Source organism: Phycicoccus jejuensis (assembly GCF_044797865.1).
GTDB lineage: Bacteria > Actinomycetota > Actinomycetes > Actinomycetales > Dermatophilaceae > Phycicoccus > Phycicoccus jejuensis.
Window position 1 is genome coordinate 4,016,193 of record NZ_CP085209.1, and the last position, 26,558, is coordinate 4,042,750.

Annotated in this window: 25 protein-coding genes, 1 tRNA gene and 1 other RNA gene; 12 read left to right on the forward strand and 15 right to left on the reverse strand. The window is 74.5% G+C overall.

From position 1 onward, the window contains the following. Window positions 1–59 precede the first annotated feature (59 nt). From LG324_RS19115 to LG324_RS19125, 3 genes are read left to right on the forward strand one after another with little or no spacing between them, the layout of a single operon-like run. Window positions 60–704 (forward strand): ATP-binding cassette domain-containing protein, encoded by a 645-nt coding sequence (locus LG324_RS19115; protein WP_404350471.1) that lies wholly within the window; start codon window positions 60–62, stop codon window positions 702–704. Beyond that, window positions 701–2,149, forward strand: a complete 1,449-nt coding sequence (locus LG324_RS19120) for a hypothetical protein (protein WP_404350473.1) — start codon at window positions 701–703, stop codon at window positions 2,147–2,149. The genes LG324_RS19115 and LG324_RS19120 overlap by 4 nt, the downstream gene beginning before the upstream one ends. Before the next feature lie 36 nt (window positions 2,150–2,185). After that, entirely contained in the window at window positions 2,186–3,016 is an 831-nt protein-coding gene (locus LG324_RS19125) for a DsbA family oxidoreductase (protein WP_404350474.1), read from the forward strand. Window positions 3,017–3,038: 22 nt separating this feature from the next. Here LG324_RS19125 and ffs read toward each other — a convergent pair. After that, an RNA gene (gene ffs, locus LG324_RS19130) (signal recognition particle sRNA small type) lies at window positions 3,039–3,135 on the reverse strand. Between the two features lie 158 nt (window positions 3,136–3,293). On the opposite strand from ffs, the gene LG324_RS19135 reads away from it, so the two are divergent. From LG324_RS19135 to LG324_RS19150, 4 genes are all read left to right on the forward strand, one after another. Further along, window positions 3,294–4,277 (forward strand): MFS transporter, encoded by a 984-nt coding sequence (locus tag LG324_RS19135; RefSeq protein WP_404350476.1) that lies wholly within the window; start codon window positions 3,294–3,296, stop codon window positions 4,275–4,277. Beyond that, entirely contained in the window at window positions 4,277–4,651 is a 375-nt protein-coding gene (locus tag LG324_RS19140; protein WP_404350478.1) for a hypothetical protein, read from the forward strand. Before LG324_RS19135 ends, LG324_RS19140 begins: the two co-directional genes overlap by 1 nt. 161 nt (window positions 4,652–4,812) lie before the next feature. Then, window positions 4,813–5,937 (forward strand): ScyD/ScyE family protein, encoded by a 1,125-nt coding sequence (locus tag LG324_RS19145; RefSeq protein ID WP_404350480.1) that lies wholly within the window; start codon window positions 4,813–4,815, stop codon window positions 5,935–5,937. Between the two features lie 129 nt (window positions 5,938–6,066). Then, window positions 6,067–6,531: a DUF3817 domain-containing protein gene (locus LG324_RS19150; RefSeq protein ID WP_404350482.1), complete on the forward strand. Its 465-nt coding sequence runs from the start codon at window positions 6,067–6,069 to the stop codon at window positions 6,529–6,531. Window positions 6,532–6,535: 4 nt separating this feature from the next. Here the strand turns inward: LG324_RS19150 and LG324_RS19155 are convergent, their stop codons facing one another. Further along, window positions 6,536–7,303 carry a hypothetical protein gene (locus LG324_RS19155; RefSeq protein ID WP_404350484.1) on the reverse strand — a complete coding sequence of 256 codons (768 nt, stop codon included), beginning with the start codon at window positions 7,301–7,303 and terminating at the stop codon, window positions 6,536–6,538. Then, window positions 7,300–8,112 carry a hypothetical protein gene (locus LG324_RS19160; protein WP_404350486.1) on the reverse strand — a complete coding sequence of 271 codons (813 nt, stop codon included), beginning with the start codon at window positions 8,110–8,112 and terminating at the stop codon, window positions 7,300–7,302. The genes LG324_RS19155 and LG324_RS19160 overlap by 4 nt, the downstream gene beginning before the upstream one ends. A 102-nt stretch (window positions 8,113–8,214) precedes the next feature. On the opposite strand from LG324_RS19160, the gene LG324_RS19165 reads away from it, so the two are divergent. Next, a tRNA-Ser gene (locus LG324_RS19165) sits at window positions 8,215–8,302 on the forward strand. A 164-nt stretch (window positions 8,303–8,466) separates the two neighbouring features. Here LG324_RS19165 and LG324_RS19170 read toward each other — a convergent pair. The 11 genes from LG324_RS19170 to LG324_RS19220 form a co-directional block, all read right to left on the reverse strand. After that, window positions 8,467–9,552, reverse strand: coding sequence for a hypothetical protein (locus LG324_RS19170; protein ID WP_051750023.1), 1,086 nt, complete (start codon window positions 9,550–9,552; stop codon window positions 8,467–8,469). A 14-nt stretch (window positions 9,553–9,566) separates the two neighbouring features. Continuing rightward, window positions 9,567–10,499 carry a BadF/BadG/BcrA/BcrD ATPase family protein gene (locus tag LG324_RS19175; protein ID WP_404350488.1) on the reverse strand — a complete coding sequence of 311 codons (933 nt, stop codon included), beginning with the start codon at window positions 10,497–10,499 and terminating at the stop codon, window positions 9,567–9,569. A gap of 13 nt (window positions 10,500–10,512) precedes the next feature. Next, window positions 10,513–11,448: a carbohydrate ABC transporter permease gene (locus LG324_RS19180; RefSeq protein WP_404350490.1), complete on the reverse strand. Its 936-nt coding sequence runs from the start codon at window positions 11,446–11,448 to the stop codon at window positions 10,513–10,515. Further along, window positions 11,445–12,344, reverse strand: coding sequence for a carbohydrate ABC transporter permease (locus LG324_RS19185; RefSeq protein ID WP_036828654.1), 900 nt, complete (start codon window positions 12,342–12,344; stop codon window positions 11,445–11,447). Before LG324_RS19185 ends, LG324_RS19180 begins: the two co-directional genes overlap by 4 nt. A gap of 97 nt (window positions 12,345–12,441) precedes the next feature. Next, window positions 12,442–13,734, reverse strand: coding sequence for an ABC transporter substrate-binding protein (locus LG324_RS19190; RefSeq protein WP_030526472.1), 1,293 nt, complete (start codon window positions 13,732–13,734; stop codon window positions 12,442–12,444). Further along, the gene (murQ, locus tag LG324_RS19195; RefSeq protein WP_404350492.1) at window positions 13,731–14,729 is read right to left on the reverse strand and encodes an N-acetylmuramic acid 6-phosphate etherase; all 999 of its coding nucleotides are present in this window, start codon (window positions 14,727–14,729) and stop codon (window positions 13,731–13,733) included. The genes LG324_RS19190 and murQ overlap by 4 nt, the downstream gene beginning before the upstream one ends. Window positions 14,730–14,786: 57 nt before the next feature. Then, window positions 14,787–15,662, reverse strand: coding sequence for a MurR/RpiR family transcriptional regulator (locus LG324_RS19200; RefSeq protein WP_030526470.1), 876 nt, complete (start codon window positions 15,660–15,662; stop codon window positions 14,787–14,789). Between the two features lie 9 nt (window positions 15,663–15,671). After that, complete coding sequence (locus LG324_RS19205; RefSeq protein ID WP_404350494.1) at window positions 15,672–17,396, reverse strand: serine hydrolase domain-containing protein; 1,725 nt, start codon at window positions 17,394–17,396, stop codon at window positions 15,672–15,674. Next, entirely contained in the window at window positions 17,393–18,697 is a 1,305-nt protein-coding gene (locus LG324_RS19210) for an exo-beta-N-acetylmuramidase NamZ domain-containing protein (protein WP_404350496.1), read from the reverse strand. Before LG324_RS19210 ends, LG324_RS19205 begins: the two co-directional genes overlap by 4 nt. A 32-nt stretch (window positions 18,698–18,729) precedes the next feature. Beyond that, window positions 18,730–20,547, reverse strand: coding sequence for a glycoside hydrolase family 3 protein (locus LG324_RS19215; protein ID WP_404350498.1), 1,818 nt, complete (start codon window positions 20,545–20,547; stop codon window positions 18,730–18,732). Window positions 20,548–20,644: 97 nt separating this feature from the next. Continuing rightward, window positions 20,645–21,487 carry a helix-turn-helix transcriptional regulator gene (locus tag LG324_RS19220; protein ID WP_207022345.1) on the reverse strand — a complete coding sequence of 281 codons (843 nt, stop codon included), beginning with the start codon at window positions 21,485–21,487 and terminating at the stop codon, window positions 20,645–20,647. 53 nt (window positions 21,488–21,540) lie between these two features. On the opposite strand from LG324_RS19220, the gene LG324_RS19225 reads away from it, so the two are divergent. From LG324_RS19225 to LG324_RS19235, 3 genes are all read left to right on the forward strand, one after another. Then, window positions 21,541–21,912, forward strand: coding sequence for a VOC family protein (locus tag LG324_RS19225; protein WP_404350500.1), 372 nt, complete (start codon window positions 21,541–21,543; stop codon window positions 21,910–21,912). Window positions 21,913–22,119: 207 nt separating this feature from the next. Then, window positions 22,120–24,027 (forward strand): propionyl-CoA synthetase, encoded by a 1,908-nt coding sequence (locus LG324_RS19230; RefSeq protein ID WP_404350502.1) that lies wholly within the window; start codon window positions 22,120–22,122, stop codon window positions 24,025–24,027. Between the two features lie 104 nt (window positions 24,028–24,131). After that, the gene (locus LG324_RS19235; protein WP_030526463.1) at window positions 24,132–24,524 is read left to right on the forward strand and encodes a hypothetical protein; all 393 of its coding nucleotides are present in this window, start codon (window positions 24,132–24,134) and stop codon (window positions 24,522–24,524) included. 19 nt (window positions 24,525–24,543) lie between these two features. Here LG324_RS19235 and LG324_RS19240 read toward each other — a convergent pair whose 3' ends face one another. Next, window positions 24,544–26,193 (reverse strand): helicase HerA-like domain-containing protein, encoded by a 1,650-nt coding sequence (locus LG324_RS19240; RefSeq protein ID WP_404350505.1) that lies wholly within the window; start codon window positions 26,191–26,193, stop codon window positions 24,544–24,546. Window positions 26,194–26,264: 71 nt separating this feature from the next. Between LG324_RS19240 and LG324_RS19245 the strand changes: the two genes are divergently transcribed. Continuing rightward, entirely contained in the window at window positions 26,265–26,555 is a 291-nt protein-coding gene (locus LG324_RS19245; RefSeq protein WP_030526461.1) for a type II toxin-antitoxin system VapB family antitoxin, read from the forward strand. Window positions 26,556–26,558 lie beyond the last annotated feature (3 nt).

Sequence of the window (26,558 nt, forward strand, 5' to 3'; positions counted from 1 at the left end):
ACACCGGGAACGCCCGTCCCGAGGCGTGTGGACGGCCCGCGGGTGAGAGAGTGAGGCCCGTGACCGGAACCCGCGTGGAGGTCCGCGACGCCTCGAAGGACATCGACGGCGCCGTCCTCCTGCACCCCACGTCCTTCACCGTCGACGCCGGCTCCTGCGTCGTCCTGCGCGGCCCGAACGGGGCCGGCAAGACGACCGCGCTGCGGCTCGTCGCCGGGCTCACCTCGCCCTCGACCGGCACCGTCACGCTCGACGGCGAGCCGGCCGACGAGCGCCGGTCCGCCACCCGCGAGGCGGTCGCCGCGCTGCTCGGCACCCCGGCCGGCTGGCGCGACCTCACCCTCGTCGACCACCTGACCCTCGTCGACGCCTCGTGGGGCCGCGACCCCGCGACGTGTCACGAGCGGGTCCTCGCCGCGCTCGACGAGGTCGGCATCGGGCACCTCCCCGACCGCTTCCCGCACGAGCTGTCGTCGGGACAGACGCAGCTGTTCCACCTCGCGCTGACGCTCTTCCGCCCGGGCCGCCTCCTCGTCCTCGACGAGCCGGAGCAGCGTCTCGACACCGAGCGCCGGATGCTCCTCGCCGGTCTCCTGCGCGCCCGCCGCGACGCCGGCACGACCATCCTCCTGGCCTGCCACGACCCGGCCGTCACGGAGGCGGTGGCCGACGCCGTCGTCGACATCGACCCGGGGCACCGGTGACCCACGCGTCGGGGCACGACGGGCCCGTCGGCACCGACCGCGAGCGTCTCGCGGACGTCCAGCACGTCCTCCACGGCGAGGAGGGCTCGGGCTCGTGGCGCTCGCTGCTCTACACGCTCTACGTCGTCGCGCTGCTCAGCGGCATCTACGGCTTCACCGTGCTGCGGGGCGTCGTCGAGGTCGCGGACCTGCCGGCCCGCGGTGTCTCGCTCGGCCCGACGTCCGGGGTCGGCGCCCTCGTCCTCGGCAGTGTCGTGGCCCTCGTCGTCGTCCTCGCGCTCCTGGCCCACGCGACCGGCCGGCGGCGCGGCCCGGTGACGCCCGACCTGCCCTGGCTCGACCACGTCGCGACCGGGCCCGCCGACCGCCGGCTCGTCCTGCGCGAGGCCTGGCGGCTGCCGGCCACGGGCCTGCTCGTCGGCGGCACGCTCGTGGCGTCGGTGCTCGGCGCCGCGGTCTGGGGCGGCGGGGCGGCCGGCCCCGCGGCCGCGGTCACCGGCCTCGCGGTCGGGGGGCTCGGGTCGACGACGGTGCTCCTCGCCTGGCTGGCCGGCCAGCTCGCGGCCGACGACCACGCCGGGATGCGCACCGGCGCCGCCCTGCGCACGGCGGCGCGCCCCGGGACGGCGCTGCGGGCGCTCGGCCTCGACGGGCTGCGGGCGCACAGCGCGCGTTCCGCCCGCCTCGGCGGCGGGGTCCTCGCCGGCGACCCGCGGGCGATCCGGCTCGAGGCCGCCTCCCCCGTCCGCCGCGGCCGGACCTGGCGGCTGCGCTCGCGCGGCCCGGTGCGGACGGTGCTCGCCCGCGACCTCCTCGGCCTGCGCCGCCAGCCGTTCCTCGTCGTCGGCAGCGCCGTCCTGCTCCTCGCGGCCGGGGTCGCGCTCGGCGCCGTCGTCGCGGGGCGCCCGGGCAACATCGTCCCCGCGGCCCTCTGCGCGCTGCTGTTCCACCTCGGGGCCGGGCCGGTCGCGGAGGGCCTGCGCCTCCTTGGGGACACCCTCGGGGCGCCACGCCTGCTCGGCGGCTCCGTGACGCGGGAGGCGGTGGCGCACACCGCTGCCCCGGCCGCCCTCGTCCTCGTCGTCGCGGTCCCGGCCGCCGGCGTCACCGCCGGGCTGCTCGCGGGTGGGGTGGCCGCGGCGACGGCCGCGCTCGTCACGGCCTCGGTCGGCGCCGTCGTGCTCGGGTCGCAGTGGCTGGCCGCCTTCCGGGTGATGCCGCCCTCGTTCGCCTTCCTCCCCGACGTCGGCCCGCAGGTGCTCCTCGCGTGGCTCGCCGTGCCGCTGCTCGTGTCCGCCGGGGCCGGGGTCGTCGTCGTCCAGACCCTCCTCGCGGCGACCGCCGACGTACCGCTCGCCGCGGCGTCGGCCGCGCTCGCGGTGGTCGTCGTGTGGCTGCGCGCGCACGGCGTCCTGGGCCGCGCGTCCTCCGCCCACCGGGACTGAGCCCCGACCGTCAGGAGCGTGACCTACCCTCGGGGGGTGCGCATCGACGTCTGGTCCGACATCCTCTGCCCGTTCTGCCACCTGGGACGGCGCCACCTCGAGCTCGCCCTCGAGCAGTTCGAGCACGCCGACGAGGTGGGGGTCGTCTGGCACAGCTTCCAGCTCGACCGCAACGCGGCGGCCGTCGACGCCACCCCGCAGGTCGACCGCATCGCCGAGAAGTACGGCACGCCGCGCGAGCAGATGGTCGCGCAGCACGAGCAGATGGCCCGCGACGCGGCCGAGGTGGGTCTCGACTTCGCGTGGGAGCGCCTCGTCGGCGGCAACTCCTACGACGCCCACCGCCTGCTGCACCTCGCGCGCTCGCGCGACCTCGAGCAGCCGGTGACCGACCGCGTCCTGCGCGCCTGGTACTCCGAGGGCGCCGCGATCGGCGACCACGAGACCCTCGTCCGTCTCGGTGTCGAGGGCGGCCTCGACGAGCAGGCAGTCCGCGACCTGCTCGCCTCCGACGACTTCGGCATCGACGTCCGCACCGACGAGGCGCTCGCCGGCCAGATCGGCATCACCTCCGTGCCGACGTTCGTCCTCGACCAGAAGTACGGCGTCACCGGCGCCCAGCCCGTCGAGGTCCTCCTCCAGGCGATCCGCCAGGTCTGGGACCTCCAGGGCACCGAGCCCGAGATGCCCGCCGCCGGTGGCGGCTGCGGTGGTGGGTGCTGCGGCGGCGCGTGCGGCAGCGGCGGCGCCGCCGAGGCCGAGACGACGCAGCCCGAGGCCACCGGCTGCGGGTGCGGGGCGGGGGGCTGTGGCGGGGTCTGCGGCCCCGACGAGCACGCCGGACAGGCCGAGCCCGCCACGCGCTGACCTCGCGCGGGGCGTCCCCGGACACGAGGACACCCCGCGTACCTGGAAGAGCCCACCTGCCCTTGCTGCATTCCTGCCCTGGGGGAGTTCAGTGGGGTACCACCACGCGGGGTGCCGGGCACGATCGTACGGGGTGAGCCGCGTCGGGCGGAAATCCCGGGGTGGCCTCACCCGCCCCGCCGACCCGACGGCGCGTCGACGGCGCCGACGACCGCACCCCGCCATCCCGCCGTCCGTGCTCGGGGGTGGCTCCCCGCACCACCCTCCTCGTCGAGATGTGTCCGGCACGCACGCCCCCCTCGACCGCGGACATCCCTACGGTTGCGGCTCATGTCCGACACCGTCGTCAGTCCCGCCGGCTCCGCGTCCCCGACGCCGACCCGCAGCAACATCGTCAAGATCGTCTTCGCCAGCGTCGTCGGCACCGCCGTCGAGTGGTACGACTTCTTCCTCCACGGCTCCGCCGCGGCCCTCGTCTTCGGCAGCCTGTTCTTCCCCGAGCGCGACCGTCGCGATCGGCCTCCTGCCGACCTACGCGACGATCGGCATCGCGGCGCCGCTGCTGCTGCTCCTGTGCCGCCTGGTCCAGGGCTTCGCGGTCGGCGGCGAGTGGGGCGGCGCGGTCCTCATGGTGGCCGAGCACGGCAAGGACGAGCACCGCGGCTTCTGGTCGAGCTGGCCGCAGGCCGGTGTGCCCTTCGGCAACCTCCTCGCGACCGGTGTCCTCTGGCTGCTCTCGGTCTTCCAGTCCGACGCCGCGTTCAACGCCTGGGGCTGGCGCATCCCGTTCCTCCTCTCGGCCGTCATGGTCCTCATCGGCCTCTGGGTCCGCGTCAGCCTCGAGGAGTCCCCCGTCTTCGCCGAGGCCAAGGCCGAGATCGAGTCCTCGGACAAGGCCCACCTGCCGATCCTCGGGGTCCTGCGCCGCTACCCCCGTGAGGTCCTCCTCGCGATGGGCATGCGGATGGCCGAGAACATCAGCTACTACATCTTCACGATCGTCGTCATCACGTACGTCACGACCTACCTCGGTGCGCAGAAGGGCGTCGTCCTCGGGGCGCTGCTCGCCGGCGCGGCGATGCAGTCGGTCCTCATCCCGGCCATCGGGGCCCTCTCGGACAAGGTCGGCCGCCGGCCGCTGTACCTCGTCGGCGCCGTCGGCGTCGGGGTCTGGGGCTTCGTGTACTTCGGGATGATCGACAGCCTGAGCGGGCCGCAGATCATGCTCGCGACGCTCGTCGGCCTGTTCTTCGCGCGCTGATGTACTCGCCGCAGGCCACGTTCTTCTCGGAGCTCTTCGGCACCTCAGTGCGCTACACCGGCGCGTCGGTCGGCTACCAGCTCGCGTCGATCCTCGCCGGTGCGCTGGCACCGATCATCGCCCTGCAGCTCCTCGGCTCGACCGACGAGAAGAACACCGGTGCGGTCGCCGTCTACCTCGCCGTGGCGGCGGCGATCACCGTCGTCTCCGTCCTCCTCGCCAAGGAGACCAAGGCGACCTCGCTGCGGCACGACCGGGTGCTCGACGGGCCCGCGACTGACCTCACCACTTCCGCACGACCCCACGGACCCGGTCCGAGCCGACGCTCGGGCCGGAGCCGGCGTCTGCCCGGCATGGCTCGATCGGGCCATTGACCGGCGGCGCCGCCGGCCGGAAGCATGACCGCCGGCGCCTCACCGTGACCCGCAGGACCGGGGTCACCACCGCGGCGGCCGAGGGGGACCACCCACCTGCGCCGTCGCCCAGCACCGCCCACCGCGCGACCAGGGGGCCGCGCACCGCAGGGAGACCACGCATGACCAGACCCACCAGGATGCTCGCCGCGGTCGCGGCCGCGAGCGCGTTCCTCCTCGTCCCACCGACCGCCGCGTCGGCCCACGGAGGGCACCCCACGCCCCACCCGGTCCCGCGCTCGGACCAGCTCGCCGCCCCGTTCAACATCGACACCTCGGGCAGATCGGTGCTCGTCGCCGACGGCGGGCCCGGCCTCGTCGGGCGGCTCCAGCGCGACGGGTCGATCACGCCCATCGCGACCGAGCAGCCCGGGGCCTCCGGCGTCGCCCGTTCCCGGGACGGCAAGCGGATCGCGTGGACGACGACGGTCACCGACTTCTCGACGTTCGAGAACTCCGAGAGCGGCCTGACCATACGCGACGCCCGCGGCCGGACGACCTACGCCGACACGCACGCCTTCGAGGTCGCGAAGAACCCCGACTCGCGCATCCGCTACGGGGTGCGCAACCCGAGCCAGTGCGTCACCGACGCCTTCACGGCGGCGCAGTTCCCGGTGTCCTACACCGGCGGCGTCGACTCGCACGCCTACTCGGTCGCCGCGACCCGCAGCGGCTGGGTCGTCGCCGACGCCGGGGCCAACGCCCTGTTCACGGTGACGAACAGCGGGCGCATCCGCACGCTCGCGGTGCTCCCGGCGCAGCCGACGACCTTCACGGCCGAGATGACCGCCGCGCTCGGCCTGCCCGACTGCGTCGTCGGCGTGACGTACCGGTTCGAGTCGGTGCCGACCGACGTCGAGGTCGGCCGGGACGGGATGCTCTACGTGACGACCCTGCCGGGCGGCCCGGAGTCGCCGGTCCTCGGCGCGCGGGGCTCGGTCTACCGCGTCGACCCGCGCACCGGCGAGGTGTGCCTCGTCGCGCGCGGCCTCCTCGGCGCGACCAACCTCGCGCTCGGGTCGCACGGCGAGATCTACGTCGCCGAGCTCTTCGCCGGACGCATCTCGGTGGTCCGCCACGGGAAGGTCCGGCCCTACCTCGACCTGCCCGGGGTCGTGGCCGTCGAGTCGGGCCGCAACGGCTCGCTGTGGGCCGCGACGCTCGGCAACGAGGACCCGCCGGCGCCCGGCACGATCGTGCAGATCTACGACGGGAAGAAGCACTGGCGCGGCTCCTGGAAGGGCTGAGCCACCCTCCACCGCAGGGCGGGTCGTCGTCGCGACCCGCCCTGCGGCGCGCCGTCGGCCGCCCCGGTCGCAGCGCTCCCAGCATCGTCACGGAGGATGGTGGCGCCCCCGCCACGACCCGAGGACGACATGACCCCCGCGACCCTGTACCCCGCGCTCGCCCGCACCGAGGCCGTCACCTGGGGCCTGCTGCTGCTCGGCATGGTGCTCAAGTACGTCACCCGGACGACCGAGCTCGGCGTCGCCGTCTTCGGGCTCGTCCACGGCGTCGTGTTCCTCGCGTACGTGCTCGTCACGGTCGTCGTCGCCCTCGACCAGCGCTGGTCGCGCCGGATGACCGCCCTCGCGCTCGTCGCGGCGCTGCCGCCGTTCGCGACCCTCTGGGTCGAGCGGCGCGTGGAGCGCAGCGGCCGCCTCGCGACGTCGTGGCGGCTCGCCCCCGGCGGCGACCGTCCGGCGCACGCGCTCGAGCGCGTGCTCGCCCGGGCGCTGTCACGGCCGGTCCTCGCCGCGGTGGTCGGCGGGGCGCTCGTGCTCGTGGCGACGGCCGCGCTGCTCGTCGTCGGCCCGCCCGGAGGACGCGCCGGCGCCTGAGCGGCTAGAAGGACACCCCGGCCCCGAGGAGGCGCCGCACGCCCGCGCCGACGAGCGGAACCGCCACCGAGAGCACGAACCCGAGGCCGAAGCCCGCCCAGCCGCCGAGCCGGCGCAGACCCTCGGGGTGGTGGCGCCGTCGCGTCACGAGCTCGAGGACGGCGAAGGCCCAGACCCCGAGCGGCACGGCCGCGCCGCACACCCAGAACCAGAACCACCGGGTCCCCCAGCGCGGCGGCGGACCGGCGACGACGAGCCCGAGCACCCCGAGCGCGACGAGCGCCGGGAGGACGCCCCGCACCGGGTCGGGGTCGCCGACCTGCGAGGAGACCCCGCCCGTCCTGGAGCGCACCTCGGCGAGGAGCGCCTCGGGGCCGGACGTCGCCCGGACGTCGACGAGCCGCAGCGGGCCGACGAGGTCGGTCGTGCGGTAGACCAGGGCGGTGCCGCCGCCGTCCGGTGCGCCGTCGCCGTGGACCGTCCACGTCGTCGAGTCCCAAAGGCGCGACCCGAAGCCGCCGCCGTCCTCCCGGACGTCCTCGACGAGGGTCGCGGCCACGACGCGCCCCTGCGCGAGGTCGAGCTGCAGCCGGTCGACATCCACGGTCCGGACGGCGCCCGCCCACGCGAGGACCGACCAGGCCGTCGTGGCGACGAGGACGAGCAGCCCGGCGGCGAGGCGCAGCACCTGCGGTGACGGACGTCGCGGGAGCAGCACGCGCCGGGCGAGCTCCGGCACCCCGGGTGACCCGGGGGTGGTCTGCGCGCTCACGGCCGCACGACCCAGAGCCAGTGGGTGGCGTCGGCCAGCGCCGTGAGGAGCCCGGTCACGAGCAGGCCGCCGGCGATCGCCACCGCCAGCCCCCTCCATCCACCACGGCGATGGCCCTGCCCCGCGGCGAGCGCGGGGGCGGGCCGCACCTGCTCGAGGACGGCGTAGGCGAGGACGCCGAGACCCAGCGGCACCCAGAGCTGCCAGAACCAGAACCACCGGCTGCCGCGCGTGGGTCGGGGACCCACGCCGACCGCGACCAGCATCATGAGCAGGAGGGGCAGCGCGGCGAAGACCACCGACTCGCGGCTGGGCCCGGACGTCTCGAACGGGACGTCGTGGGCCGCCACCGGCACCCCGGCCGCCCGGAGCGACGCCGCGGCGGCGCCCCCGCCGTCACCGACCGTCCCGGGGTCGAGGATCCGGCGCGGACCGAGCAGCGAGTCGACGTCGTACTCGACGCTCGGGCGGCCCCCGAGGGCGGGCTGCTGGGGGTCGAGGGTGCCGTCGGGTCGCATCGCGGGCAGGGTGACCTGCGGGTCACCGGCCCAGCCGTCGCGCGCCGCGGACGGCAGGCCGACGAGCCGCCACTCCGTCACCCGGCCCGCCGCGAGGTCGTCCCGCAGCTGCTCGGCGGTCACGAGGCGGGCCTGGGTCATGCCGGTGAGGACGAGCCACGCCACCCAGAGCAGCACCATGACGAGCCCGAAGACCCCGTCGCTGCGGCGGGGCGGGTGCGGCGACCCGTCGTCGGGCGGTGTCCAGGCGCCCCGTGGTGACCGCGTCGCGACCTTCGCCCCCTCGTCCATGCCCGGATGATGGCAGCGCCGCCGCCGGCTGTCGACCGCTCCTGCGGGTGTGCGCAGCGCCCGATTTCTGGTGCACCCCTGCCCTCGGGTAGCCTCCTCGGCGGAGGATTCGCATAGTGGCCTAGTGCGCACGATTGGAAATCGTGTTGGGATAAAACCCTCGGGGGTTCAAATCCCCCATCCTCCGCCACCAGGAACCCCCCGGTCGCTCGCGACCGGGGGGTTCCTCGTTGCTCTCCCCCGGTCGAGGTGAAAACCGACCGCCAGAGGGTCTCTTGTCACCTCGACCCGCCGGCGCATCCCCGCGTCGAGGTGAAACCCGACCGCGAGGGGGTCGAGCTCCACCTCGACCGGTCAGGCGAGGGGCAGGCGCTCCGCGACCCCGGTGCGCTCGTCGTGCAGCTCGACGAGCCGCTGCTCGTCCGGCCCCGGCACCGGCCCCGACGCGCTGACCAGACGGCACACCGCGTACTCGCCGACCGCGGCCTCGTAGGTGTCGACCCAGCGCAGGTACCGGCGCTCCTCGGCGTCGTCGCGACACGGCCAGGGCACGGTCAGCGCGGCCTGCCCGATGCGGAACGGCTTGGGGGTCAGGCGGGCCCGGTAGCTGGCGTGCGTCGCGCAGAGCTCGACGTACAACGGGTCCGACTCGAGCTCCATCAGCAGCGCCCGGGCCTCGGGCGACTGCGGCGCCAGCCCGGCGCCGGTGACGACGACGCGCAGCCCGGCCGCCGTCCGGTAGACCCGCACCCCGAGCCCGGGATGGCGGCGCCCGAACTCCCACGCGTTCTCGGCGGCCAGGCAGTCGGCCACCGACGGCCCGCCCGGACCGGTGGCGGTGACGACCCGGCCCTCCTCGCCGGGCGGGTCGGGGTAGGCCTCGTACCCCGACGCGCCGGAGGACGACGACGCGCTCCCCGCCGGCCCGGCGACCGGCTCGGGGCCGTCGAGCCCGGCCGCGTCCTCGCCGGAGGGCTCCATCGGGGTGGGGTCCGGGCGGCCGAGCACGAGCCGGCGCAGGAAACCCCCGACCCCGCGGCCCCGGTCGCCCGCCGTCGACTGCGTCGAGCGACGCCGGGCGGCCGGGCGCTCGTCGGCGAGCTCGGGGCAGTCGACGTCGGCGATGAGGAGCAGGTCGGTGCAGAGGACCTCGCAGCCCATCCGGTTGCGGGTGACGACCCCGATGAGCCGGCCGTCGTCGGCGCGGACCTCCTCGAGGACGGGCTCGCGCAGCGGCGTGCGCGGGTAGTAGCCGCGCGTCTCGGGCAGGCGCCCCTCGCGCGCGACCCGCTCGAGGAGCTCGGCGAGCCGCTCGCGGCCCACCCGCTCGGCGTCCGCGTCGGACTCGGCCGACCAGCCCCACACCGTCAGCGGCGCGCCGGAACGCCCGAGGTGGGGGCTGAAGCCCTCGACCCGGACCCAGTGCTGCGGGATCTCCATGGCGCGAGAGTCTGTCAGGCGCCGGCGAGGTGCACGTACTGCGGATGCCGCGGCAGCCCACCGTCCGCGTCGAGCCGCGCGGCGAGGACGAGCGCGCCGTCGAGCGCGCCCCCGGAGGCCGTCTCGACCCGCGCACCGGCGGCGGCCACGACGGCCTGGACCTCGCGCCGCACCGCGGGGGCCGACAGCAGCCCGCCCGTCGCGACGAGCCGCGGCCGCGCGAGCCCGGCGGCGGCGGCGAGCAGCGACTCCCCGAGCGCGTGCCCGGCGGCGACGCAGACCCCGGCGGCGACGACGTCACCCGCGCCGGCGGCCGCGGTCACGAGCGGGGCCACGGAGGCGAGGGCCTCGGGTGCGTCGGCAGCGGTCATGACCCGACGCGGCCATCCCTCGCACGGCCCGAGCAGGTCCTCCGCGGCGGCGAGCAGCCCGGGCGAGCCACCACCCACGCCGTCCCGCGACCGCAGCGCGGCGCGCAGGCCCTCCATCCCCACCCAGGCCGCCGACCCGCGGTCGCCGAGGACGTGGCCCCAGCCGTCGACCCGCGTCCAGTGCGCCGAGAAGTCCGAACCGAAGGCCACGGCCCCGGTCCCGGCCGCGACGACCGCACCGGGCACGACCTCGCCGAGGGCGCCGACGAGGCTCGCGACCGCGTCGCTGACGACGGCCGTCCGCCGGGCGCGCAGGGCGGCCGCGACCGCGCGCAGCACCTCGGCCGGGTCGGCGAGGAAGAGCAGCCCGCGCGTCGACCAGCAGACGGCCTCCGGGGCGTCGACCCCCTCGGCGTCGAGGAGCACCCGGGCGTCGGCGGCCAGCGCGGCGACGTCGAGGCCACCGGCGCCGACCCGCGCCCCGGCGGCCTGCCGCCGCTCCCCGTCGACGCCGTCGCGGCGCACGACGAGCCGCAGCCCGCTCCCCCCGACGTCGACCGCCACGACCGTGCTCACGGCCGTGAGCCGATCACTTGGCCATGCCCGCCGTCAACCCGGCGACGATCTGCTTGGTGGCGACGAGGAAGAGCACGATGAGCGGGATGGTCGTGATGACGAGCCCGGCGAAGACGGCCGCGTAGTTCGTCGCGTTCTCGCCGAAGAACGTCGTGAGGCCCACCGGCAGCGTGTACTTGTCCTGCGTGCGCAGGAGGACGAGGGGGAAGAGGAAGTCGTTCCAGATGGGGACGAACCGGAAGACCGCGACGGTCGCGACCGCCGGGCGCACGAGCGGCACCATGATCCGCCAGAAGGTCTGCCACGCGGTGGCGCCGTCGAGCGTCGCGGCCTCCTCGAGCTCGGCCGGCAGCTGCCGGAAGAACGTCGTGAGCACGAAGATCGAGAACGGGACGCCCGAGGCGCCGTACATCAGCGCGAGCCCCAGCCTGGAGTCGATGAGCCCCGCGCCGTCGAAGAGGTAGAAGATCGGCAGGATCGCGAGATGGATCGGGAGCATGAGACCCGACAGGAAGAGCGACTCGAGCCACCGGAAGATGCGCGAGCGACCCCGGGCGAGCGCGTACGCCGCCATCGTCGAGACGGTCGTCGACAGCAGCACCGCGCCGAGCGTCACGAGCAGGCTGTTGCCGAAGTACGTGGCGAAGTTGCCTGCGGTCCAGGCCTCCCGGTACGCGTCGAACGACAGAGGCCAGGGCGCGCCGAGCGGGTCGGAGATGAGGTCGCCGTTGCTGCGGAAGGAGCTGCTGAGCATGAGCAGCAGCGGGACGAGCGCGAACGCGGCGTAGACCCACAGCAGCACGCTCGCCGTGCGGCCGCCGACCGGCTTCTGCCGGCCGCGGGTCCCCCGATGCCCGGACGGGCCCGTCGGGGCGAGGACGCCGTCGGGCGTGCTCGTCACGTCGGTGCGCTCGTCGGCGGCACCGATGCCGGCGGGGACGACGCTCATCCGGTGATTCCCTTCTCGTGGCGGCGCAGGACCGCGGTGGCGCCGAACGCCCCTCCGAAGATGAGGAGGAAGAGCAGCGTCGCGAGGGCCGACGAGGTGCCGATGGCGTCGGTCGAGCCGGAGTCGAACGCGGTGCGGTAGAAGAGGAGCGAGAGGAAGTCGGTCGACCCGGCCGGGTTGCCGGTCGAGCCGCCGAAGGCGTACGGCAGCGCGAACGCCTCCATCGCGAAGATGAACGTCAGGACGCTCACCGTGCCGATGGCCGGGACGAGGAGCGGGAGGACGACCCGGCGGAACGCCTGCCCGTTGGAGGCGCCGTCGACGCGCGCGGCCTCGGTCAGCTCGTCGGGCACGCCGCCGAGCGCCGCCCCGTAGAGCAGCACGGGGAAGCCGATCCACTGCCAGACGCTCACGAGGATGACGACCCACAGCGCGGTGTCGGGGTCGCCGAGCCAGGGCAGGGCCCACGACTCGAGGCCGACCTTGGTCAGCAGCGTGTTGACCGGCCCGAAGGTCGGCGAGAGCAGCAGCGTCCAGAGGTAGCCGATGACGATCGGGCTCACGAGGTAGGGCATCGCGTAGAGCGTCTGGAGCGCGCGACGGGTGCGGGCCCGGCGGTGCAGGAGGAAGGCGACCGTGAGGCCGATCGTGTTCTGCACGAGCATCGTTCCGACGAAGAAGAGGACGTTGTGCCACAGGGCGCGCGGCAGGTCGGTGGTGAAGGGGGCGCGGGTGAACAGCGCCGTGAAGTTCTCGAGGCCGACGAAGCCCTGGCGCGCCGTGCCCGCCCAGCCGTAGAAGGCGTAGGAGAACGAGGTGACCATCGGGTAGAGGACGAAGACCCCGAACAGGGCGAGGGCCGGGGTGACGAAGAGCAGTCCGGTGCGTCGGTTCATGGTCTTCCGGGGTGGAGGTCGGGGTGGGGTGGCCGACCGGCTCGCCCGGCGACCGACGCGGTGCACGCGCCGGTCGCCGGGGCCGGGGTCGGGTGGCTCAGCTCGTCGGCTCGAACCAGGTCATGACGCCCTCGTTGAGCTCGGTGCTCACCGTCTTGGCGTCCTTGCTGCCGAGGAACAGCTCCTGGGTGCCCTTGCCGAGCAGGTCGGTGCCCGAGGGCGAGCCGTACCGGAAGTCGGTGAGCAGCAGGTACGGCGAGCCGTTCGCGTCGAGGTTCGCGGCGACGTCCTTGAGGACCGGGTCGGAGTAGGTGACCCCGGGGACGGCCGAGATCTGCTTGATGTCGTCGGCGACCATCTGGCCGAACTCCGGCGTGGCCATCCACTGGACGAGCTTCGTGGCGGCCTCCTTGCGCGGCGACTTGGCGTTGACGGCGAAGTTGCCGTCGGCCCAGCCCGCGGTCGTCGCCTCCGAGCCGCTCGGGGCGCCCGGCGCCGGGGGCACCTGGAAGACACCGAGGTCCATCTCGGGGTTGGCGGTCTGCAGCGCGGCGAGGTCGTAGGAGCCGCCGGGGTACATCGCGGCCTTGCCGGAGGAGAACAACGTCATCGCGTCGGTGACGGCGACACCGGTGACGCTCTTCGGCATGTACTTCTCGAGGTCCTTGAGCACGTCGACCGAGGCGACGAAGTCGGGGTCGGTGAAGTCCTTCTCGCCGGACTGGACCGACTTCTGGAACGCGGCCCCGCCGAAGCGGCTCGCGCCGAGGACCTCGTGGACGATCGGGAGGGTCCAGTCGTCCTTGGCGCCGACGGCGAGCGGGGTGATGCCCTTGCCGAGCAGCGTGTCGTTGACCGACATGAACTGGTCCCAGGTGGTGGGGACCTGGATCCCGTTGTCCGCGAACATCTTCTTGTCGTAGAAGAGGACCGTGGCCTGCCGGGCGAGCGGCACCGAGTAGAGCTTGCCGTCCTCCTTGCCCTTGGCGCCGGCGACGATGTTCTCGTCCCACGCCGAGAGGTCGACCGCGTCGTCGAGCGGCACCAGCGAGCCGGAGGCGACGGTCGTCTGGAGGCCACCGTAGGAGCGGACCTGCGGCACGTCCGGGCCGTCGGAGCCGGCGAGGCCGGTCGCGAGGATCTTGTTGTACTCGGTCGCCTTGAACGGCTTGAAGTCGACGGTCACGCCCGGGTTCTTCGCCTCGTAGGCGTCGAAGATCTTCTCGTACGCGGCCTTGTCCTCGACGCGCCAGGACCACACGGTCAGCGTCGTCGAGTCGCCGTCGGCGCCGCCGTCGCCCGAGGACGACGAGGGCGCGCACGCCGCGAGGGCGAGGAGGCCGGCGCCCACCACGAGGGCGGTGCCGGTCCTGCGGGAACGGAAGGTCATGCGGGGTCTCCTGTCGGGACGTGGGCCGGGGGCCGTGGGGTGCTGCTGTCGGTGATGGCGGACGGGGTGCCCGGGGCGGGCACGGGGCCCGGGACGGGGAGGGCGGCGAGGGCGTGCGCGACCGATCCCTCGGCGGCCGCGAGGGCGCGCCGGGCGGTCGCGGCGTCGACGCCGGCGAGGAGGGCGACGAGGGCGGGCTTCAGCTCGCCGTCGCAGGCCTCGAGGGCGCCGCGGGCCTCGTCGTCGCCCGCCCCCGTGGCTTCGCGCAGGATGCGCACGACGCGCCCCCGCAGCTTCGCGTTCGTCGCGACGACGTCGACCATGAGGTTGGACCACGTGCGCCCGAGCCGGATCATCACGGCGGTCGAGAACGCGTTGAGGACGAGCTTCTGGGCGGTGCCGGCCTTGAGGCGCGTCGAGCCGGTGATGACCTCCGGGCCGGTGTCGACCGCGAGGCAGTGGTCGGCGAGCGGGCCGAGCTCCGGCGACGGGTTCGCGGTGACGAGCGCGGTGACGGCGCCCCGCTCGCGGGCGAGCCGGAGGGCCCCGGCGACGTACGGCGTGCGGCCGGACGCGGTGAGCCCGACGACGACGTCCCCGGCGGCGACGTCGTCGAGGTCGGCGGCGCCCTGGTCGGCGTCGTCCTCGACGTTCTCGACGGCGCGCAGCAGCGCCGCCGGGCCACCGGCGTGGTGGGCGACGACGAGCCCGGGCGGGGCGTTGAAGGTCGGCAGCAGCTCGGCGGCGTCGAGGACCGCGAGCCGCCCCGAGGTGCCGGCGCCGACGTAGTGCACCGTGCCGCCGGCCCGCACCGCCGTCACGGCGGCGTCGACGAGGGCGGCGAGCTGCGGCAGCACCTCGGTCACCGCGGGCGCGACCCGGGCGTCCTCGGCGTTGAGCAGCCGCAGCACCTCGAGGGTGCCCAGGGCGTCGATGCCGACGGTGCCGGGGTGACGCTCCTCGGTGGGGGCCAGGACGGTCGCCTCGGTGATCACGGCGGCGATGTTACTTTCCTACGCACCCGGCGTCAATGGTGTGAACAAGTTACGTCCTCAGTAGCGGACGTGGTGCCCCGCGACCGCCCGACGGGTCTGCTCGACGGCGTCCTGCGCGCGGGCGAGGTCGTGCTGGGCGACGGCGATGTAGAGGCAGTCGACGACGGTGAGCGCCGCGATCCGGCTGGCCGTCGCGCCCGAGCGCAGGCTCGACTCGCGCGCGGCCGTCGCGAGGACCTGGTCGGCCCCCTCGGCCAGGCGCGACACCGGGAAGTTGGTGACCGCCACGGTCGTGGCACCCCGGCTGCGGGCCAGCTCGAGCGCCTCCACCGTCTCGGTCGTCGTGCCGGAGTGCGAGATCCCGATGGCGACGTCGCCCGGGCCGAGCAGCGTCGCGCTCGTCAGCGCGATGTGGGGGTCGTTCCACGCGAAGACGACCGTGCCGATCCGGTGCAGCTTCTGCTGGAGGTCCATCGCGACGAGCGCACTGGCCCCGATGCCGTAGACGTCGACCCGGCCGGCCCGCGAGATCGCCTCGGCCGTCGCGGCGAGGGCCTCGCGGTCGATGGTCTGCGCGGTCTCCTCGACCGCGCTGGCGTCGGCGTAGGCGACCTTGGCGATGACGTCGTCGACGGTGTCGTCGGCGCTGATGTCGCTGGTCGGCGCCGTCGGGCGTCCGCCGGTCGAGGCCTCGGCCAGCGCGAGGCGCAGCTGGGGGTAGCCGCGCAGGCCGAGGCGCTTGCAGAAGCGCAGCACCGTCGTCTCCGACGTCGAGGCGGCCACCGCGAGCTCGCTGATGGTGAGCCCGGCGGCCGCCCGTGGGTCGGCGAGCACCTGCTCCGCGACGCGGTCCTCGGCCGGTGAGAGCGAGGGCCGGACGCCGCGGAGCCGGACGAGAAGGGACGGTGCGCCGTCGGTGGGCTGGGTGGCCATGCGCACAACCTAGGACGCGCGCTGCACGACGCTCCACCCGCGGGGGTCGAACACGCCGGGACGGCGCTCGCCGTCGAGGAGCACCCGGTGCCCCGCGGTGGCCCGCACCCCGTCCACGAGCACACCGCGGCCGAGGTAGACGGCGTCGGTCGTCATCCGCCAGCGCAGCAGCAGGTCGCCCTGCGGCAGCTCGGCGCGCGCCTGCATCCAGCGCCGCCCGTGCTCGCCCGAGACGGTCCCGTCGGTCTGCTGCGCCGGCCCGCGGTCGCGCAGCGCGAACGGCAGGGGCGCCCACGTCGCGCCGTCGTCGGACGAGGTCTCGAGGGTGAGGACGTCGGTGTCCTCGGTGTCGACGAAGAGGTCGAAGCCGAGGCGCGCCCCGCCGCGCGGCACGTCGACGGGCGCGGTGAGCGTGGCCGTCGTCGCGTTCGCGCCACCGGCGGCCCAGGCCGTGCGGCCGTGGCGGGGGTCGACGGGCATCGCGAGCGCGAGACCGCGGGCCCACTCCTGCCGGGCGGTGTTGTTGCTCCCCCACTCCCGCGACGGGTGGACGCGGTTGGTCAGGAGGATCGCGAAGGACCGGCTGTCGAAGTCGATGACGATCGAGGTGCCGGTGTAGCCGGTGTGGCCGGCGGTCCGCGGCCCGGAGAGGGCGTCCATGTACCAGCGCTGGTCGAGCTCGAAGCCGAGTCCGTGCGCGTCACCGGGGAAGTCCTCGGTGAAGTTGGTGATGAGCATCTCGACGCTGCGGCGGTCGAGGATGCGGTGGCCCCGGTAGGTGCCGCCGTTGAGCAGCGCCTGCGAGAGCACGGCGAGGTCGTCGGCCGTCGAGAAGACGCCGGCGTGGCCGGCGACGCCGCCGAGGGACCAGGCGTTCTCGTCGTGCACCTCGCCGCGGACCATCCCGCGCGGCGGTGCGGTCTGGTACTCGGTCGCCGCCGTGCGGTCGCGGTCGGTCGGGTTGTAGCCCGTGTCGCGCATCCCGAGCGGGGCGGTGATGCGGTCGTGGACGAACCGGTCGAGGGGCTTGGCCGAGAGGCGCTCGACCATCACGCCGAGGGTGATGAGGTTGAGGTCGCTGTAGAGGTAGGTGGAGCCCGGCGCGTTGGTGGGCGGCTGGTCCATGACGGCCTTGATCCGCGAGGGCACGTCCGGGTACTTCGACCACAGCGGCAGCCACGAGGTGAAGCCCGAGGTGTGGGTCAGGAGCATCCGCACGGTGACGTCCTGCTTGCCGTTGACGCCGAACTCGGGCAGGTAGGTCGCGACGGGCGCCTCGAGGTCGACGGTGCCGTCCTCGACGAGCTGGACGGTGGCGATCGAGGTGAAGAGCTTGCTCACCGACGCGAGGTCGAAGACCGTGTCGTCGCGCATCGGCTCCCACTGCTCGCGCGGGAGCTCGGTGGTGGCGTCCTTCCACCGCGAGGCCCATCCGCTCGCGTGGCGCGCGACGACCGCGCCGTCGTGGCCCATGACGCCGACGGCGCCGGCGTACATCGGGTGGCCACCCGCGGCGGGGGCCTCCTCGTGCGACTCGATGAGCCGCTCGGCCTCGGCGAGGGGCGCCGGGTCGAGGCCGACGCGCTCGGGGGCGCGGTCGCGCAGGACGGTGTTGGCGGGCATGAACCCCTTCTCGGGTCGGTCGAAGTCGTTGGCGGACACCGGGCCCGCCGTCGCCACGGAGGCGGCGAGCACGCCGGCCACCGCGACGGCGCCCCAGCCGCGGCGGCTCACGCGCGGCCCCCGCGGTAGAGGAGGTACGGCCGGCGCCGGCGCTCGAAGGCGGCGAGCTCGGAGCGCCAGGCGGCGACGACCGCGTCGGCGGAGGCCCCCGCGTCCACCATCTCGCGCAGGCGCGGGGAGCCGGTCAGCTTGTCGACCCAGTAGGGGCGCTGCGGGTCGTAGGAGTCCTTGCGCCAGGCGAACTCGGGGTAGAGCGCCTTCGCCGCGACGAGCATCTCGGCGCCGAGCCGCGGCCCGTCGAGCCGCTCGTAGTCGGTGACGTGCACCTGCACGCCACCGCAGACGACGCCGACGTGCTTGCTCTGGATCGGGTTGAAGTACGCCTCCCGGAAGTCCACGCCCGGGACCCGGCGCGACTCGAGACGCTCGGCCCAGCGGTGGTCGACGAACGGGGCGCCGACGAGCTCGAACGGCCGGGTCGTGCCGCGGCCCTCGGAGAGGTTGGTGCCCTCGAAGAGGCACGTGCCGGGGTAGACCAGCGCGGTGTCGGGGGTCGGCATGTTCGGGCTCGGCATGACCCAGGGCAGGCCGGTGTCGGCGAAGAGGGTGTCGCGGCGCCAGCCGGAGACCTCGACGACCTCGAGCGCGTCGCCGAGCCGCTTCCCCTCGTCGCCCTCGAGGAACTCACCGTCGACGAAGCGCGCGAGCTCGCCGACGGTCATCCCGTGGACCTGGACGATCTCCTTGGCGCCGACGCCGGTCGTGAACGCGGTCGTCATCATCGGGCCGCGGGCGGTGCCGCCGATCGGGTTCGGCCGGTCGAGGACGACGAACGAGCAGCCGGTGCGGACCGCGGCCCGCATCGCCGTGTACATCGTCCAGATGTAGGTGTAGAAGCGCGCGCCGACGTCCTGGATGTCGAAGACGACGGTGTCGACGCCGGCCTCGCGGACCATCGCCGAGAGCGAGTCGGCCCCGGTGCCGTAGGCGTCGTAGACGGTGACGCCGGTGCGCGGGTCGGTGTGCGTCTCCTCGGCGTCGCCGGCCTGCGCCGTGCCGCGGAAGCCGTGCTCCGGTCCGAAGACGGCGCGCAGGTCGACCCGGCCCGACTCGTGCATCTCGTCGACGACGCTGCGCAGGTTCGCGAGGATGCCGGTCGGGTTGGTGACGACGCCGACCTTCCGGCCGCGCAGGACCGACCAGCGGTCGGCGGCGGCACGGTCGGCGCCGGTGGTGACGCCGCGCCCGTGGCCGGGTCGGCCGGAGGCGTGGGCGGCGGGGGCGCCGACCGCGGTGGCGGCGGCGGTGACGGCGGTGGCCGCGAAGAGGCTGCGGCGGTCCAGGGAGGTCATGGGTCTGCTCCTGATCGAGGGGGCGGGCCGGCTCAGTAGCCGAGGCCGTGGCCGAAGGGGTAGAGGACGGTGGAGGGGTCACCGGCGACGGGGACGTCGACCGGCAGCTTCCCCGTGGGGGCGACGGCGCCGGCGATGACGCGGGCCGCTGCCTCGAGCGCCACCGGGCTGTAGCTGTACGTCGCGAGGTAGGTCTCGGCGTCGCCGAGGTAGGCGATGTCGTAGGGGTCGCGGGTGGCGACGACGACGACCGGGACGCCGGTGGCGCGCAGGGCGGCGACGAGCTTCTGCTGCCCCCGGTTCTTGTCGGTGACGGCCGTGTCCCAGGCCTTCATCGTCGTGACGACGACGGCGTCGCGCCCGGCCGCGGCGGCAGCGGCCGCGGCCACCTGGGCGTCGGTCGGCGCGCTGCCGGTGACGAGCACGGTGCTCGTCGCACCCTGCGCGTCGAGGCCGGCAGCGAGGGTGCGGGTGGTCGTCTCGCCGTAGCCGGTGACGAGGAGGTCCTTGCCGCGCACGGCCATCGGGAGGACGCCGTCGTCGTTGCGGACGAGCGTGGTCGTCCGGTTCGTCACCGCCGCCGCGGCCGCGAGGTGCTCCGGCGTGCCGACGACGCGGTCGACCCGGCGCGGGTCGGCCCACGGACGCTCGACCACGCCGCGCTCGGCCTTGAGGGTGAGGACGCGACGGACCTTGGCGTCGAGGTCGCGACGGCTGATCCGGCCGGACTCGACGGCGGCGACGACCGCCTCGAAGGCCTGGGGGAGGGCGGGGCTCATGAGCAGCTGGTCGACGCCCGCCTCGAGCGCTCGCACCGCCACCTCCTCGTCCCCGTACTTGTCGCGCACGCCCTGCATCTCGAGGGAGTCGGTGACGATGACGCCCTCGAAGCCGAGCCGCTCGCGCAGGAGGCCGGTGAGGATCGGCCGGCTGAGCGTCGCGGGGTCGCCGCTGTCGTCCAGGGCCGGGAAGGAGAGGTGCGCGGTCATCACCATGTCGATGCCGGCGGCGATCGCGGCCTCGAACGGCGGGGCGTCGATCTCCTCCCACTGCTGCCGGGTGTGGGTGATGACCGGGAAGGCGACGTGGCTGTCGGTGGCGGTGTCGCCGTGGCCCGGGAAGTGCTTGGCGGCCGACATGACGCCGCCGTCGCGCTGGTAGCCGGTGACCTGCGCGGCCACCATGTCGGCGGCGAGCGACGGGTCGGACGAGAACGAGCGGGTGCCGATGACCGGGTTGAGCGGGTTGACGTTGGTGTCGGCGTCGGGGGCGAAATTGGTCGTGATGCCCATCGCCCGCAGCTCCTGGCCGGTGATGGCGGCAGCGGTGCGCGCGTCCTTCGTGCTGCGGCCGGCGCCGAGGGCCATCGAGCCGGGGAACTGGGTGGCCGGCGGGCCGATGCGGGTGACGACGCCCTGCTCCTGGTCGACGCCGATGGTCAGCGGCACGCGGGCCTTCGTGCGGCGGGTGAGCGCGGCCTTCTGGAGCCCGTTGCTCAGGGCGGTGATCTGGTCGGGGTCCTTGACGCTGTCGGTCCACGCGAAGTAGATGACGCCGCCGAGCATGTACTTCTGGACGACCTCGGAGGGCTTCGCGACGCCGTAGAGCGGCACGTTGCGCTCGTCGGGCGCGTCGGCGACGCTGCCGTAGACCTGCTGCACGAAGAGCTGGCCGACCTTCTCGCGCAGCGTCATCCGCGCCATCGTCGAGGTGACCCAGCCGTGGTGGTGACCGGGGCGCGGGTGGCCGGGGCGGTGGCCGCCGGCCGAGGCGGCGGGGGCGGCCGCGCCGGCGAGCGCGAGCGCCATCGAGGCGGTGAGGGCGGTGCGGCGGGTGGGCGTCGAGGGCACGGGGAACCTCCGGTGCGTAACTTGTTCACGTCATTGTGGGACGCGGTGAAACTTAGTCACACATCGAGGATCCGGCAACGGGAAGGACGTCCGACGTTCAGGAGCGCCGGTCCCGGTAGCGCCCGGGGGTGACCCCGACGAGCGCCGTGAAGTCGCGGGTGAAGTGCGCCTGGTCGTACCAGCCGTGGCGCACCGCGAGGTCGGTGAGCGTGCCGTCGTAGCCGGCGTCGAGCGCGTCCACGACGTCGTGCATCCGGTAGCGCGCGAGCACCCACTTCGGCCCGACGCCCACGTAGTGCGCGAAGAGCCGCTGCAGCCGACGGGTGCTGCACCCGTGCCGCTGCGCGACCTCGCCGACGGTGAGCAGCGCCGGGTCCGCGAGCATCGTGCCGACGACCGCGAGCACCTCGTCGTACCGCTCGTCGGGGCCGGGGTCGAGGGCGGCGAGGACCTCCTCGGCCGCCGCCTCCCAGGCGTCGGGGTCGTCGGCGAGCGCGGGGTCGGCGAGGCGGTCGACGAACGGGGCGGGCAGGACGGAGCGGGCGGCGACCGTCCGGTCCGACCACGCCGCGGCGTCGAGCCCGGTCAGCGCGGTGAGGCCACCGGGCCGGAAGCGCACCCCGAGCACCCGGCCGCGACCGCGCAGCTCGACGTCGAAGCGACGGGTGCTGACGCCCGTCACGACGACGCACTCCCCCGGCGGCACCCCGGGACGCGGGTGGGTGGTGACCTCGACCGTCAGCGAGCAGGTCGGGTGGGGCAGCACCTCGCTGACGTAGGACCGCCCGGGCGGCAGGTCCCAGGCGAGGCGCCAGTGGTTCTCGACCCACGGCGCGACCCCGGGGCCGGCCGGTCGCCGCGCGAGCGCGAGGTGGCGCGCGAGCTCGTCCGGGCGCAGCACCCCGCCGGTCGTCGCCGTCGCGTTCGTCCTATCCGGCACGGCGCCAGCCTAGGCATGCTGGGCGGCACCGACCCCGACGAGAGGACTCCTCCATGGCCACCGCCGCCCTCAAGATGGTCTCGCTCGACAGCTCCGACGTGCGCCGCGACGTCGCCTTCTGGCACGCGGTGCTCGGCTGGGAGGTCGCGCACGAGCAGGACGAGTACGGGATGCTCACGAGCCCGGACGGTCTCGCGCTGGGCTTCGGCCTCGTCGAGGGGTACGAGGCACCGGGCTGGCCGAACGAGCACGGCAGCAAGCAGTTCCACCTCGACCTCGCCGTCGACGACCTCGACGCCGCGGCGCAGGAGGTCGTCGGGCTCGGCGGCACCCTGCCCGACGAGCAGCCGGGCGAGACCTGGCGCGTCGTCCTCGACCCGAGCGGGCACCCGTTCTGCCTCACCCGCGCCGAGGCCTGGGGCTGACCGCCGCCCCACCTTTTCGGGGTCACCCCGAAATGTCCACGAGACCCCGGCTCCGAACCGGGGTCTCGTGGACGAACCCCTGTGTCGACAGCGGCGACCCCGCCCGGCGCTGCTCCCCCGCCCGCTCGTCGCCGCGTCCCGGCCGTCCACGGACTGGTGCGTCACGTTCCGTGGACGGCCGCCGCACGACGGGTCGAGGATGACCCCATGAGCAACGGCGCCTACCGAGCGGCCCACGAGCGCTCGATCTCCGACCCCACCGCGTTCTGGAGTGAGGCCGCGCGGGCCGTCGAGTGGAGCACCCCGCCGACGACCGTCCTCGACGACAGCAACCCGCCGTTCTACCGCTGGTTCCGCGGCGGCCGGCTCAACACCTGCTTCAACGCGCTCGACCGGCACGTCCGCGACGGCCGCGGCGACCAGCCCGCCCTCCACTACGACTCCCCCGTCACCGGCACGACCGCCACGTTCACCTACGCCGAGCTCCTCGACCGGGTCGCGCGCTTCGCCGGCGCCCTCGCCTCGCTCGGCGTCGAGAAGGGCGACCGGGTCGTCGTCTACATGCCGATGGTCCCCGAGGCCGTCGTCGCGATGCTCGCCTGCGCCCGCCTCGGCGCGATCCACTCCGTCGTCTTCGGCGGCTTCGCGCCCGCCGAGCTCGCCGCCCGGCTCGAGGACGCGCAGCCCAAGGTCGTCGTCTCGGCCTCGTGCGGCATCGAGCCGAGCCGGGTCGTCGAGTACAAGCCGATGCTCGACGGCGCCCTCGACCGCAGCAGCCACAAGCCCGAGTCGGTCATCGTCCTGCAGCGCGAGCAGGCCCCGGCGCAGGTCGGGGTCCGCGACACCGAGTGGGAGGAGATGACCTGGGACGAGCTCGTGGCCGACGCCGAGCCGGTCGACTGCGTCGACGTCGAGGCCACCGACCCCCTCTACGTCCTCTACACCTCCGGCACGACCGGCCGCCCCAAGGGCATCGTCCGCGACAACGGCGGCCACGCGGTCGCGCTGCGCTGGTCGATGGAGAACGTCTACGACATCGGTCCCGGCGACGTCTGGTTCACCGCGTCCGACGTCGGGTGGGTCGTCGGCCACTCCTACATCGTCTACGCCCCGCTCCTCACCGGCGCGACCACCGTTCTCTACGAGGGCAAGCCGGTCGGCACCCCGGACGCCGGAGCCTTCTGGCGGGTCGTCTCGCAGTACCGGGCCAAGGCGATGTTCACCGCCCCCACCGCGTACCGGGCCATCAAGCGCGAGGACCCCACCGGCGCGCTGACCAAGGACCACGACCTCTCCTCGCTCCGGTGCGTCTTCCTCGCCGGCGAGCGGCTCGACCCCGACACCTACGAGTGGGCGACCGACGTCCTCGGCGTGCCCGTCGTCGACAACTGGTGGCAGACCGAGACCGGATGGCCCATCGCCGCCAACCTGCGCGGCCTGGACCCGATGCCGATCAAGGCCGGCTCGCCGTCGGTACCCGTTCCCGGGTACGACGTGCAGGTGCTCGACGAGTCGGCCCGGCCGGTGCCCCCGGGCACCGAGGGCGCCATCGCCATCCGGCTGCCCCTGCCGCCCGGCACGCTGCCGACGCTGTGGAACGACGACGAGCGCTACGTCGCCGGCTACCTCTCGGTCTACGACGGCTACTACCTGACCGGCGACGGCGGGATGATCGACGAGGACGGCTACGTCTACGTCATGGGCCGCACCGACGACGTGCTCAACGTCGCGGGTCACCGGCTCTCGACCGGCTCGATCGAGGCGGCGCTCGCCGGCCACCCGGCCGTCGCGGAGTGCGCCGTCATCGGCGTCGCCGACGACTTCAAGGGGCAGGTGCCGCGCGGGCTCGTCGTCCTCAAGGGCGGGGTCGACGCCGAGGCCGACGGCGAGCGCATCCGCCGCGAGCTCGTCCAGCGCGTGCGCGACGAGGTCGGGGCGGTGGCGAGCCTCAAGCAGGTCGACGTCGTCGGCGCCCTGCCCAAGACCCGCTCGGGGAAGATCCTGCGCAAGACGATGCGCGAGATGGCCGACGGCAAGACACCCACCGTGCCCGGCACCATCGAGGACGCCTCCGTCCTCGACACCCTGGCACCGGTCCTGCGACCCCGGGGGTGAGGGGCCGAGCGGGCGCGGCACCCCCGGTGTCGCGCCCGCGTCCGCTCCGACCCGGCGACGCACCGACCTCGCCACGAGGGCACCGACCGGGTGACACTGGGACGGTGATCACCGTCGAGCTGGCCCGCGACCTCGTCGAGGCCGGCGTGCTCTGGGAGCCCTCGCCCGGAGACCGCTTCGTCATCGACACCGAGCTGCTGACCGGCGACGTCTTCTGGATCTCCGACCTGACGGTCGAGGTCCACTCCTACGGCGGCCGGTCGCTGCTGGGCTTCAACGGCACGACGGAGTGGGCGCTGGACTCGGTGACGCTCGACCAGGCCCTCTGGCTGCCGCGCGAGGACCAGCTGCGCGGGCTGCTCGGCAACCGGCTCTCGGCGGTGGTGCGCACGACCGAGGGCTGGCGCGTCGAGTACGCGACCGGCCCCGGCGACCTGCACTCCGTCGAGGACGCGGACCTCGAGTGCGCCTACGCGCGGGCGGTCCTGGCGCTCTGACCGCGGGTCCCGGTGCGGCTCACCGCCGTCGGGTGGTCCCGAAGATCGACCGGGTGATCTCGCGGCCCAGCGCCGTGCCGGCCGAGCGCAGCATCGAGCGGAACGCCGAGGACTGGACGACCTGCTCGACCATGCCCGGCTCCTGCGCCCGACGGCGCTCCTCCGCGGCGCGCGCCTTCTCGGCCGCGGCCCGCTCCTTCGCCGCGGCCTGCTCGGCCGCCGCGCGGGCCCTCGCGGCCTCCTGCTCCGCCGCGGCGTCCGCCGTCGCGCGGGCCTCGGCCTCGGTCGCGGCCTGCTGGGCGGCGACGCGCTCCTGCGTGGCCTTGCCGAGCATCTCGGCGGCCGAGTCGCGCTCCTGCGCCTGCGCGTACTGCGCGGTCAGGGGCGAGGCGGCGACCGCGGCGTCGAAGACGGCGTCGGGCGAGGGACCCATGAGCGACTCGGGGGCCCGCATCCGCGTCCACGCGACCGGGGTCGGGACGCCCTTCTCGGACAGGACGGTGACGACGGCCTCGCCGGTGCCGAGCGAGGTGAGCAGCTCGGCGAGGTCGTACTCGGTCCTCGGGTAGGTCTTGACCGCCGCCTTGAGCGCGGCCGCGTCGTCAGGGGTGAACGCCCGCAGCGCGTGCTGCACCCGGTTGCCGAGCTGCGCGAGGACGTCGGCCGGGACGTCCTTGGGCGACTGGGTGACGAAGAAGACACCGACGCCCTTGGAGCGGATGAGGCGGACCGTCTGCTGGATGGCGTCGCGGAACTCCTTGGACGCGTCCGAGAAGAGCAGGTGCGCCTCGTCGAAGAAGAAGACGAGCTTCGGCTTGTCGAGGTCGCCGACCTCGGGCAGGTCGTGGAAGAGGTCCGCGAGCAGCCACATGAGGAAGGTCGAGAACAGCTGCGGCCGGTCCTGCACCGCCGGGAGCTCGAGCATCGAGACGAGACCGCGCCCGTCGGGGGCGGTGCGCAGCAGCTGGGCGGTGTCGAGCTCGGGCAGGCCGAAGAACGCGTCGGCGCCCTGGTCCGAGAAGGTGATGAGCTCGCGCAGGATGACGCCGGCCGTCGCCGACGACAGCCCGCCCAGCTCCTTGAGGTCGGCCTTGCCCTCGTCCGAGGTCAGGTGCTGCACGACCGCGCGCAGGTCGGCGATCGTGTCGAGGAAGAGCCCCCGCTTGTCGGCGTAGTGGAAGACCAGCCCGAGGCTCGACTCCTGGGTCGCGTTGAGCCCCAGCACCTTCGCGAGCAGCGTCGGCCCGAAGGTCGACACCGCGGCGCGCACCGGGATGCCCTTGCCCTGGCCACCGAGGGCGAAGAACTCGACGGGGTAGGCGGTCGGGGTCCACGGCAGGCCGACCTCCTGCGAGCGGGACGTGATGCGCTCGTTGGCCTCGCCGGCGCTCGCCATCCCGGAGAGGTCGCCCTTGACGTCCGCGAGGAACACCGGCACGCCCTGGGCGGCGAGCTGCTCGGCCATCAGCTGGAGCGTCTTGGTCTTGCCGGTCCCGGTGGCGCCGGCGACGAGGCCGTGGCGGTTCATCGCCGAGAGCGGGATGCGGACGACCGCGTCCGGGTGGGCGGCGCCGTCGACGACCGCTGCGCCGAGCTCGAGGGACGGCCCCTCGACGGTGTAGCCGGCCCGGATCGCGTCGAGGAGGGTGGACTCGCTGCTGTCACTCACCCGCGCCAATGTAGTGCGCGCCGGGGTTTCGCGGCCGGACCTCGCCCGCCCGGCCCCATAGAGTGGTCGGCGTGATCTTCAAGGCCGTCGGCGACGCGCGCCCGTACCCGGACCACGGGTACACGGGGCGGCAGTGGTCGAACGTGCCCCCGCGGCTCGTCCGGCTCGACGAGCTCGTGACGACCAAGCGCGAGCTCGACCTGCACGCGCTGCTCGCCGAGGACTCGACGTTCTACGGCGACCTGTTCGCGCACGTCGTCGAGTGGGAGGGCACCCTCTACCTCGAGGACGGCCTGCACCGCGCCCTGCGCGCGGCCCTGCACCAGCGCCCGACCCTGCACGCCCGCGTGCTGGCCCTCTGAGCC

What these genes read in the sequence shown, in the direction of transcription:
- LG324_RS19140 (WP_404350478.1), top strand. Translation starts at nt 4,277, where the DNA reads ATGTACTCGCCGCAGGCCACGTTCTTCTCGGAGCTCTTCGGCACCTCA.
- LG324_RS19145 (WP_404350480.1), top strand. Translation starts at nt 4,813, where the DNA reads ATGACCAGACCCACCAGGATGCTCGCCGCGGTCGCGGCCGCGAGCGCG.
- LG324_RS19150 (WP_404350482.1), top strand. Translation starts at nt 6,067, where the DNA reads ATGACCCCCGCGACCCTGTACCCCGCGCTCGCCCGCACCGAGGCCGTC.
- LG324_RS19160 (WP_404350486.1), bottom strand. Translation starts at nt 8,112, where the DNA reads ATGGACGAGGGGGCGAAGGTCGCGACGCGGTCACCACGGGGCGCCTGG.
- LG324_RS19170 (WP_051750023.1), bottom strand. Translation starts at nt 9,552, where the DNA reads ATGGAGATCCCGCAGCACTGGGTCCGGGTCGAGGGCTTCAGCCCCCAC.
- LG324_RS19180 (WP_404350490.1), bottom strand. Translation starts at nt 11,448, where the DNA reads ATGAGCGTCGTCCCCGCCGGCATCGGTGCCGCCGACGAGCGCACCGAC.
- LG324_RS19185 (WP_036828654.1), bottom strand. Translation starts at nt 12,344, where the DNA reads ATGAACCGACGCACCGGACTGCTCTTCGTCACCCCGGCCCTCGCCCTG.
- LG324_RS19190 (WP_030526472.1), bottom strand. Translation starts at nt 13,734, where the DNA reads ATGACCTTCCGTTCCCGCAGGACCGGCACCGCCCTCGTGGTGGGCGCC.
- LG324_RS19200 (WP_030526470.1), bottom strand. Translation starts at nt 15,662, where the DNA reads ATGGCCACCCAGCCCACCGACGGCGCACCGTCCCTTCTCGTCCGGCTC.
- LG324_RS19210 (WP_404350496.1), bottom strand. Translation starts at nt 18,697, where the DNA reads ATGACCTCCCTGGACCGCCGCAGCCTCTTCGCGGCCACCGCCGTCACC.
- LG324_RS19225 (WP_404350500.1), top strand. Translation starts at nt 21,541, where the DNA reads ATGGCCACCGCCGCCCTCAAGATGGTCTCGCTCGACAGCTCCGACGTG.
- LG324_RS19230 (WP_404350502.1), top strand. Translation starts at nt 22,120, where the DNA reads ATGAGCAACGGCGCCTACCGAGCGGCCCACGAGCGCTCGATCTCCGAC.